The 10,894-nt window shown below is 46.4% G+C and carries 6 protein-coding genes; all 6 read right to left on the bottom strand.

All coding sequences use genetic code 11. The features are described 5' to 3' along the window. Positions 1–4 precede the first annotated feature (4 nt). The 6 genes from mtrA to HG547_RS01085 all read right to left on the bottom strand — a co-directional run bounded on the left by mtrA (position 5) and on the right by HG547_RS01085 (position 10,861). Positions 5–1,006, bottom strand: coding sequence for a decaheme c-type cytochrome MtrA (gene mtrA, locus HG547_RS01060; protein WP_037417148.1), 1,002 nt, complete (start codon positions 1,004–1,006; stop codon positions 5–7). 68 nt (positions 1,007–1,074) lie between these two features. After that, complete coding sequence (locus HG547_RS01065; protein ID WP_069454675.1) at positions 1,075–3,027, bottom strand: OmcA/MtrC family decaheme c-type cytochrome; 1,953 nt, start codon at positions 3,025–3,027, stop codon at positions 1,075–1,077. Positions 3,028–3,356: 329 nt separating this feature from the next. Continuing rightward, positions 3,357–5,543, bottom strand: a complete 2,187-nt coding sequence (locus HG547_RS01070) for an OmcA/MtrC family decaheme c-type cytochrome (protein ID WP_169546634.1) — start codon at positions 5,541–5,543, stop codon at positions 3,357–3,359. Between the two features lie 245 nt (positions 5,544–5,788). Then, positions 5,789–7,708 carry an OmcA/MtrC family decaheme c-type cytochrome gene (locus tag HG547_RS01075; RefSeq protein WP_169546636.1) on the bottom strand — a complete coding sequence of 640 codons (1,920 nt, stop codon included), beginning with the start codon at positions 7,706–7,708 and terminating at the stop codon, positions 5,789–5,791. 35 nt (positions 7,709–7,743) lie between these two features. Then, positions 7,744–9,882 (bottom strand): MtrB/PioB family decaheme-associated outer membrane protein, encoded by a 2,139-nt coding sequence (locus HG547_RS01080; RefSeq protein ID WP_169546638.1) that lies wholly within the window; start codon positions 9,880–9,882, stop codon positions 7,744–7,746. Between the two features lie 13 nt (positions 9,883–9,895). Further along, positions 9,896–10,861, bottom strand: coding sequence for a DmsE family decaheme c-type cytochrome (locus tag HG547_RS01085; RefSeq protein ID WP_144345834.1), 966 nt, complete (start codon positions 10,859–10,861; stop codon positions 9,896–9,898). Positions 10,862–10,894 lie beyond the last annotated feature (33 nt).

Here is a 10,894-nt window from a genome sequence, read left to right on the forward strand (position 1 = left end):
CTCCTTAGCGCTGTAATAGCTTGCCAGATGGATGGTTAGAACCATGGACCTGACTATGGCAATTTAAGCAGCTTCTTCCACCCGTAAAGGCATTGTCACCGACATTAGAACCTAAACCAGTGTTACCTAAGTAAGCATTGCTGGCGTGGCCATCGCTAGCATGACATTGCTGACACAGCTGCGGCGCGCGGGTTTTCAGCATGGCATCATTCACACTACCGTGAGGATTGTGGCAAGTGACACAATTCTCAGTGACGGGTGCATGCTCCCAAAGTTTTGGGCCGCGTTTCTCGGCATGACAGGAATAACAGGTATCATTAACACTAGGCTTGTTAAGATCGGAATCTGTCATGCTCCCATGGGGATTGTGGCAGTCGCTACAGGTCATTTGGGCCCATTTGAGTGGATGACTTGAGCGTTTATTCATATCCGCTTTTTGCTTAGTGTGGCAGCTAGTACAGACTTCCATTTCAGTGTTTTTAGATAACACAGGATCTTTAGCTACGTGTACTTGGTGACAAGAAGCACAAGCAACATCGGCGTTATCATGGTGACCGCCATTCCAAGACATACGTTTATCATCTTGGTGACAGCTCATACATACGCTGTTTTGCTTATCGGCACTTAAGGTTGATTGCTTACCAAAAGTGATCATCGGCTCGTTGCCGCCTTTGTTGTGCTGGCCCATTGGGCCGTGGCATGCCTCACATTGCAGGCCAGCCATGGGGCTTTTTGACGAATCAATCGCGCCGTGGACACCTTTGAAAAGGTCCATCACTTTTTCAGATTTTTTATGGCACATGATGCAAGAGTCTGCACCTTTAGGGGAGTAGTTGCCTTCGGCAAACTTCTTATCCAAGGTCGCTTCGACTTGCTCAGGGGTCATTTTTTCATCCCACTTCGACGCGTAAGCGTTTGGTGTGATGCATAAAGACATAACTGCTGACATTGCCATTGTGATGACAAATGCCGGCAGTAGATTTTTCATTTTGTGACTGTTCTTCATAATAGGCTTCCCAATTTGTCCCAACAAAATTCAAGAAAGGGGGAGCGAGCTCCCCCTGCTTGGGCAAATTACATTTTCACTTGAGTGTGATCTGCAACTGTTGGGGTATGGCAGTAGAAACAGGTTTCTGACTGTGCCGCTTGGTTGGCTTGAGTATAATCACCGTTCACAATCGCACCCATATTTTCTAAGCCGTGGCCAATAGATTCTGGCGCGTGGCATGAAGTACAAGTTGCTGTGATTGGGGTGGTGTATTTACCTGCAGAAGTAGCCAGTGCACCTTTCACTTTAAACGCATCTAAGTTGAAGTCGTTGTGGCACTGAGTACATTCTTTGATCACGCCTTGCTCACCGTGAACCACGTGTAGTTTCATTTCGAAACCACCTTTGTTAGCACCGTTTGCATAGGTGCCATCTGGTGTGTGACAGGCAACACAAGCATCAACACCCACGATAGGCTTACCGTTTGCGTCTTTGGCATGTGAAACTTGTTCAGACATCACAAAGCCTGCATGGTGACCTTTGTGGATTTCAAAGGTGTCACTGTGACAGCCTTGGCAAGTACTGAAGTTAACTGAGTTAACATGACGCGTACTAGGCGCTTTACCAGATTTAGTACCAAAGGCTAACTCGGCTTTCATACTGGTGGTTGTGCTATTAGCAGTACAAGCCGTTAATGTGGTACCAGTGTTACACATTTCTAAGCCAATAAAGGTAAAGGCGGTATCAGTATCGCCCGCACCAAATGGCAGTGCAGGAGTAGTGAACACCAGTTTACCATCAGCGATGGTAACATCAGCTTGTAATGCACCATCTTTGACTAGATCTTTGGCCACTTTAGCTGTTCCGCTACCTGGGCTCTTGTTATAGCCCATGATGGGGAAGTTAGGACCGACGTTAGTGATAGTTTCTAAACGTTTAATCTTATTTTGTACACTCGCCGCATCAATGGCATTGCCGTCTTTATCTAAGATAGACACGGTTAATACCGCAGTATTGTCTGCTTGAGCAGCTAATGTTGCAGACATACCTAATTGAGCGATAACGGCTTTTTTGTCAGCGGTTTTAGCTGTATGTAACTCGGCTGTCCAAGTGCTGTTATGGCAGGCGATACAGTTAGAGTTATCGAGTTGTTGAGAGTGACCTTTACCCGCAGCAAAATCCACAGTGCTATGACAGCTTCCACAGGTTGCGGCAGTTGGAATACGTGACCAGTTGCCCCAATCAGGTGTTGCTTCATTTTCAGTGTGACAGCTTTGGCAGCTTTCTAATGAGCCTAAGGTCAGGTCTTTATGCTTGGCGTGAACTAGAGCATTAAACTCTTTACCTACGCCCACTTTGCCTGCGGTGTGGCACGTTGCGCAGTAGTTAACATCTGAATACGCACCACCATGTTTAACCTGTGCTAAGTCTTGGTGACAAGTATTACAGCTTTCAGTGGCAACGATTTTACGGCTATAACCAGGCTCGGCACCTGTGTCAGCGGTGAAATCTACAAAAGCGTTGCTGTTAGGCACTAAGGTGCCATCTGGTAGTGGCGTATTATAAGCGCGGATTAGCACACGTTGAGCCAACTGGTCGTTGTAGGTGATCTTAGCATTGGCAGTTAAGTTCATCTTGAAGGTATAGCTGTAGTGGCCGTTCTTCTTGTCAACAAAAGTACCTGGGCAAGTTGAAGCGAGATCACAGGTTTCATCACCAAAGTATTGCCACTGAGAGGCATTACCTGCACCTGTAGCGCCTTGAGGAAGTAATTGAGCTGCTGCAAAACGCATTTTTTGCAGACCCACGACCGGTAAATCGTCTTCGTTGGTGACAGTGAATTCAACACTAGGTACACCGTTAGTCACAACAGATTTGTTGAATGTAAAATTGAGCTTTTGAATAGCGGGAGCTGGCTCTCCACCAGGTTCACCGGGTTTACCATCGTTACCATCGCTACCACCACAGCCTGTTAAGGCCATAGTGACGGCACTTGCTGCAAGCAGCAGTGCGAATTTTGATTTTTTTGCGTTCATCATTTTTTTCCCTGCATAGGTTTGGCATTACTTAAGTGCTTGTCTTCTTCACCCGACAGATTCTTTGTCTGTGCTTTGGTCTTGAAGGCAACCTAAGTGGATGCTGGAAATAGAATTCCCCAAGGAAAGGCTAACCTAACATGCCTCTAAAATCTTCTAAGCCTTTGCTAATGTGTGACTTGGATCTTTCTATTTCTAAAGAGGTAGTTAAACCACAGGGGAAAAACAAATTTAGATCAAAAAAACGGCGGATTGTGAAGCTAAAATAAAAAAGAGAGAGGGGATACCTCTCTCTTTTTGTTCTTGCTCTCTATTGAGAGAATTACGTCGACTTAGTTACCGTGAGCTTCCATCAATTGTGATGGAGTATGGCAAGTCGCACAGCTTTCAGAGGCACGAGTTTGAACATCTGCTGCACTTGAGCCATTTAAGATACCGCCATTAGTCTCGATATGCGATTTAGCAGCGTCAGACAGATATTTCTGGTGACAACTTAAGCATGCACCGGCATCGGAAGATATCCAAATATCAGCACCATTATTTGTGATATCACCGTAGCGCCATACACGTTCTGGTGATCTGCCTAAAGCAATACCCGTTACAACGTTTGATTTATCTACAGTATGACATGTTGCACAATCGGTTTTTAGTACAGTACCAGATTGTACGCCTGCATATTTCAGATAATGTCCTTCACGCTCGTGAGCTTTCCAAGCAAAGCTGGATGGGATTTTACCTCCAGGATATTTATCATCTTTGTTTAGGCTCTTAGTTGGGGTATGACATACTCCACAATTCACGCCATTTGCATGGTGATCACCTCTAGTACTCGTATAGATGACATCGCCATGACAGCCTTGGCATTTACCTGCATCAATAATGTTACGACGTGCTTTGGGTGTCGCGTTGTTATCAATGCCAGTTGCATTCCAGACAACATTAAGCGGTGCTTGTTTGATATGTACTTTACGCACATTAGGTTCAGAGCAAGCTGTCATAACAACATCAGCAACATTATAACCACCATTGTTAAAACATGCAGTTAAGTCTGAGTACAACTGAATGGTTTGACTTGTTGCTGGTGGAGTTAATCCTTTAATGGTTAGAGCGTAAGTTTTACTTGTAGCATCAAATACGACATCAGTAGGACTTGATAATTTCACTGACTTATAACCAGTGAAATCTTTATCACTGTCCCAAGATACCATGATGCTAGTACCTTGATCGACATAGCTTTTATCAATAGCAGTACCTGTTGAGTCTAGCACTTGCATTTTAGCCGTTAGAGTACCGCTACTATCTGCGGTAATATCGCTAAACTTCACGCTCATTGCTTCTGTGTCTTTGAAGGCTTTCAGTACATCGCCATGACGTTTGGCTGCGCTGCCAGTACCGCCATAAGGCTCTGTCGCATTGTGGCAAGAGGTACAGTCAGTGCTGCTATGGTGAGCAGATGGTTTTTCAGTATGGCAACCAATACAAGCTTGATTGCTTAAGTCTGCTTTGAATAGGTCTGCATTGGCAGGTGCACCAGCACCTTCAACGTGACATGCTGAACAATCAGCAGCAGGTTTTAATGGGAAGCCTACTTTGCCGTAGTCGATCACTTTACCACCGTAACCGACAATCTTATAAGGAGCAGGTACTTCTGCGCCTGTCTCATCGAAGGTATGACGCTCACCACCTTTGTGGATAGCGTGGATCATGTAAGTAAATTCAATGCTATTGCCTGATTCTGGATCGCCAGAAGTCGCAGTATGGCAAGAGGCACAGTTTTCAATATCGATACGACGACCACCATGAAGCTCTAAGCTTTCAGGTTGGTGACAGGTATAACAAGCTTGAATAGAAACCACGTTACGGGTTTGAATACCTTCAGTCTTACCAGTAGAAGGTTGCCAGTCGAAATGGGCGTTGGCTGTGAGTTGTGGTAATTCAAGCTCCATCGTCGCGCGTTGAGTCGCGTCAGCGCTGTAAGTAACGGTTAATGGCTCAGTTACATTAGCAATGTTGGCTTGGTAGGTGTAGCTATAGCTACCATCACCATGGTCAACTAAGCAAGTATCACATTTACTTGCTGCTTCAACGTTTGCTTGGTATTGGGCTGATGGCTTGAGGTTATCAACGCCGGATGGAATGGTACCAGGCTCTTTTTTGGCATTAATATAAGCTTGCCATTGATAACCGCGGTTAGCTTCAGTTTCACCCACTTTTTCTTTAACTGGAGTTAATTGCGCAATACCAAACCGTAAATCGTGATCTTTAGTTAAGCCTAATACGGCAACGCCATTAGCATTTTCCAACGTAAAATCAACGGTGACTTTGCCTGCATCAACAGTGGCATTTGTGAATTTTGCTTTTAAGGTTGAGGTTGAGGTGATATTGACACCAACAACGCCTGGTTTACCGTCTTCACCATCTTTACCGTCACTGCCACCGCAGCCAGTGAGAAGAAGTGAAAGTAAACCGGCACCCAACATCGCTTTTGTTGCGGTATTGAAATTGAACCGTTTCATCATGATATTTCCCTGCAATAGTTTTAATCATCATTAAACACTTATCAAATAAGAATAAATCTCATTATTGGCATTTAATGTGTGGGATTAGATCCCACCTGTAAGGCTAACTAAGTCATTGGTATTTATCAGTCACTTTAAGCGGGTTATGTGATTGAGATCTGACTATTTCTTTAGAGGTAGAAGACTGCATAGTATGAGTTCCTTTTATATCTGCAGTTGCAGGCCTTTTGGCCTGCATCATAGGGTTAATTAATTGGGTGGACTTTGAGTACATCGGCGACGGCCCCTTGTCCATGGCAGAATGCACAGGTTTCAGTGCCTGCGGTTGCATCAGCTTTGGAGCCTGCAAACACGGCTCCTTGTTGCTTCATATGATTGTGGGTTATATCACTTGAGTGACAGTTACTGCATACGGCGGCAATTGGGCTGGTAAAGGTGCCATTGTTAAGCGCAAGCGGTTGAACCGCTGTATTTAAGGGCAGGGCAACCGTTGAAACGCCTCCTGCATCTTTGATATGGCATTGAGCACAATTACCGATTTTGCCTGGGTAGTTGAGATCTGCAAAACCAGCAAATTGGCTGGTATGGATGCCATGAATTAACTGCTTAAAGTCAAAGGAGGTAATGGAGGGATTGGCCGCAGTAGCGTCGGCCTGCATATTCGGGTTGTGGCAAAGTTGGCATTGGCCTGCTAAATCGTTGCGCGCACCATGAATATTCAGTTGTTGATCGCCGTGGCAGCTAGCACAGTTGGCATTGCTAATGACTTCGCGCCTGCCAGTACTGGTTAATGCAGACATATTGAAGTAACTATGACTTGATTTGATCACCAGTACTTCTGCCTGTTCGGTACTGCAATCCACTAAGACTTTGTCTTTGGCGCATACCCGGCCCTGAATCGCTAAGCCGCCATGGTCGGCCTCAGTTCCCGCGGGAACAGTGAGACCCGAAATGGTATAAGTGTAAGTGCCGTTGCTGCCAGAGACTGGCGTGGAGTCAGGGAGACGAATTGAGCGCGCGGAGCGGGTACTGTAATCGAAACTAGTTCCCCAGTTAGCATAAACCCTTAGGTCGCTGATAAATTTGAGTTTATCTGCGCTATCTAGGTAAACAGTGCCTGTGCTGGGGTTGATCAGGGTCACCGCAACAGTCACTGTGCCATTGGCATCCATGCTTGCACTACTGATGCTTGGACTAAATTGAGCTAACGCGGCTATTTGATCTTCATTGCCGTGTACGCTGGCGGTCCAATCGGCATTATGGCAGGCAACGCAATTGCTATTATCCGCTTGTGCTGGATGGCCTTGGCCCGCAGGGAAATTAATTTGGGTATGGCAGGCTCCACAGGCTTCCATGGTGGGTACCCTATGCCAATTTTGACGCTCGGCTAAATCTGGATTATCAACGTGGCAAGTCTGGCAATTACTGATGGATTGAGGGAATCCCGTTAAATGTTTGCTGTGTATCATTTGCGGGAAAATATCCGCGGGATTGCTGACTTTCTTACTGTTATGGCAGGTTACGCAGGTTTCAACTTGGTTATAACGTCCACCATGGAACGCTAAATTGTTGTGGCAGCTATTACAGGTTTCAATGGTAATTAAGTTACGGGTATAAGCTAAGGTATTCCCCGAGGTTTGCCAATCATAGTGCTGATTAGTTATAGGGAGCGCTGTGCCATCGGCTAATGCATCACCGCCCAGTTTGATGACTACTCGTTGGGTGGCGTCGTTAACGAATGTCACCCCATTCATGCCGTTAAATGTGGCGCTAAAACGATAGCTGTAATGGCCGTTTTTATGGTCAACAAACGTGCCTGGGCAAGAAGCGGCGCACGTTTCAGAGGTGAAATGTTGCCACTCACTGCTATTACCAGCACCTGTGGCGCCCTGAGGTAGTAATTGCGCCGCAATAAAGGTGGCTGAAGGAATACCAACCACGGCTTCATCGTCTTGATTGCTCACCTGATAATCGACTTGGGCAATGCCGTCGGTCACGGTAACTTTATCGACCATGATGTTTAGGCTAGTGATCGTTATTGCGGGTGGTTTCCCCGGCTCACCGGGTGAGCCATCATTACCATCATTGCCCCCACAAGCGGAGACAAGTGTGGTGAGGAGCAGCATCAAACTATATTGTGTGGTTAATTTGGCAAACTTGTTCATATTTCTATCCTTGGAATACGCTGTCAGTGCCTAAGTTACATTTGGTAGCTTAAGGTCAAACCTAAGTAATGAGCATTGTAATCGTGGCTGATGTCGCCAAAACTGAGCACATTGGGGACAGTGTCCCAAGTGGTGTTTTGGTTTTGCCAGTTTGCATCTTGATATTTCTCGAACAACCAATCGAAGCGTAATGACATACTGTCGGCCAGCCTATATTTGGCGTAGGCGTTAATATTGTGCTTGCGACTGTAGTAGTCACCGTAGGGGCTAGTGATGCCATAGGTGATTTCAGTATCGCTTTGACCATCGGAGTAGCTGTAGTCCAATCCCAGATCTAAACGATTATCCAGCAGGTTTTGATAGGCGATACCCGCGCCAATCAGGGTCGATTTCTCTTCCGCGGTGCTGTACCAATCAGGTGTTGAGAAACGATTGCTTCCGGCCTGATCTGAATCGCGCCAGTCTTGGTTGAGATAGGCGTTAAGACTTAGATTGTCGCTAATTAGATACTGCGCAGTTACATCGTAGCCAAGGTAAGACACTTGGGTGAGCCCGACTGATGTATGGTTATAGTCATCATCAATACTGTGTAAACTCGCACCCACAGAGAACCCTATATCGGTTTGGTAATCTGTGTGCAAGGTGACTTTTTGACGTTTGCGATCAGCAAGATAAGACTTACGTAACCAAGGATTACTCGGACTTTGTGTGCTTGTTACAGCATCGTATTCACTGCCATTACGATCTAATACTTCGCCCTTTAACCAAGCTGACCAAGCTGGCGAATAGCGGTAGCTGAGTTTGGCAAAGAGACCCGATTCATCGATGGACTGCCTATCAAGCTCCGAATAAATGATTTCATCTCGGCTATATCCCGCTTCAGCATAGGCCGACGGCGTTAGGCGATATTTACCTTTGAGATCGAATTGTTTACTGCGTTTATCGTAGAGACGATTTGTAGCTGTGCCTTGATAAAAGCTGTCGGTCACGACCTGTGGGAAATCTAACTGAGCCGTCTTGTTTTCCCTGTCTTGATAGTTATAACTGGTTTGAACACTCAAATCCTGTGTGATGCGGCCTGAATACTTAAGCACCATATCTAGGACGTCCACTTGGGCATCTAAATTATCGGTTGGCAGCAAAGGTGAGGGGCCATTAATGGTCGCAGGCAGAAAAGCCTCATCCTGTGACATGTTACTGATGCCCGCGTGCATAAGGATGTTATGGCCATTTTGACCACCACTGGCCTCGGCTGCGATCCGATAGGCCTTATTATCTGGGTCGACGGCATTTTGGCCAAAGTAGGCCGCACCAAATGTGGGCGTATAGGCCGATTGCCATAGCAGTGCCTGATGATCATTCTTGTATTGGCTTATCTGGCTGTTTATGCCCGCTTGCCAGCCTGCGCCGCCAAAATAGACTCTGGCATCGATTTCATCTGTGCTGTCATCAATGGGCTGCGCCAACATCACACTGTTAGTGAGAATATTTGCGCTGGTCTTTTTCGCGCCGCTGCGGTTTTCATGCTGGTAGTTCACCGAGGCTTTGTAGCGGCTGCTCGATGAGATATGGCCTGCGAAGTAACCGCCGAGGTTGAATCTATTCCGCGTAATGCTTAAGTCCTGTTCGATTAAACTCGATTGCAGTAACGGCATGGATTGGGTCGTTGCTCCCTCTACCCAATTATCAGGCAAGAGCATCTTATCGTTATCGGTGAGATAAGGGCTTTTTAGCTGATTGTATTGGTAATTGGCGAGACCTTTATAACCCAATTGGATTTGATAGTGTCCGGGTTGGCCTGTGGTTAGCTTGGCAGAACCCGTATCAAATCCCAGTTTATCGGCCTCTAGCCGGGTTTGGTAACCACTCTCAGCTTGGTATTGCATATCGGCGCCCACAGCACCGACCAAGCCATCTTTATCCGTGCCAGTGCGATTACCAAAACGGCTATCTTCGCCGTCATTATAGGCGAGCGTGGCGCTGACGTTGCCTTGGTGCCCTGTTTTGGGCTGGCATTGCTTGCAGCTCCATGAGTCACTTTTTACGCCGCTGCGATTCGCTTTTTGGATTTCATATCCTTCAGCATGGGCTGTGTTGAGTACGCCACTAATCGCCCAAGCCAGTAATGTGAGTGAGAAACAAGCTCTAGGAGTCGATATGTTCATTATTTGCATGATCATTTCCTTGTTATCTCTGGAGCAACTTGCCGGATGGATGGTTTGAACCATGCACTTGTCCATGGCAATTCATACAGGAATTACCCGAGGTGAAGGCATTGGTTTGATTACCAAAGTAAGCATTACTGCTGTGGCCATCGGAGGCGTGGCATTGTTGGCATAATTGTGGCGGTTTACTGATGAGCATTGACTCATTCACGCTGCCGTGGGGGTTATGGCAGTTAGCACAATTGTCGGTGACTGGCGCATGTTCCCACAATTTAGGACCGCGTTTTTCGGCGTGGCAGCTGTAACAGTTTTCGTTGACGCTCATTTGTTTCAGACTGGCATCATTTAAACTGCCATGGGGATTGTGGCAATCGCTACAGACCATTTGTTGCCATTGTAGTGGATGGGATGAGCGTTTGTGCATATCCGCTTTTTGCTGAGTATGGCATTGGGTACAAATCGCTACTTCGTTCGCTTTGTCGCTAATAGGATCTTTTGCCACGTGTACTTGGTGGCAGCTACTGCAAGGGATATCGGCATTGTCATGGTGGTTACCTTTCCACGCGATGCGTTGATCGTCGTTATGGCAACTCATGCAGACACTGTTTTGTTTTTGCGCGGGAACCGGAGAATTCTGGCCGAAGGTGATCATCGGCTCTTTGCCGCCCTTGTTATGATTACCGAGTGGGCCGTGGCAAGCCTCACACTGTAAGTCGGCCATGGGGGAATCTTTGACATTAGGATTACCATGTACACCATCAAAAATGGCCATCACAGTGGCACTTTTCTTATGGCACATCAGGCAAGTGTCAGCCCCTTTGGCCGAGTACTTACCTTCGGCAAATTTTTTGTCCAAAGTCGCGACGACCTCCTCGGGTGGCTTGTCATCCCAAGGTGTCGCTACCGTTGAAAGGCTGAGTATCGATAACATCAGAGCAAGCATAACCTGAGTTATGCTTTTGAACTTTAAACCTATATCCATGTTCATCTATTCCCGAGTGCGTTTTATTTGTTATTTTTC

Source organism: Shewanella sp. DNRA4 (assembly GCF_012843185.1).
Taxonomy (GTDB): Bacteria; Pseudomonadota; Gammaproteobacteria; order Enterobacterales; family Shewanellaceae; genus Shewanella; species Shewanella xiamenensis.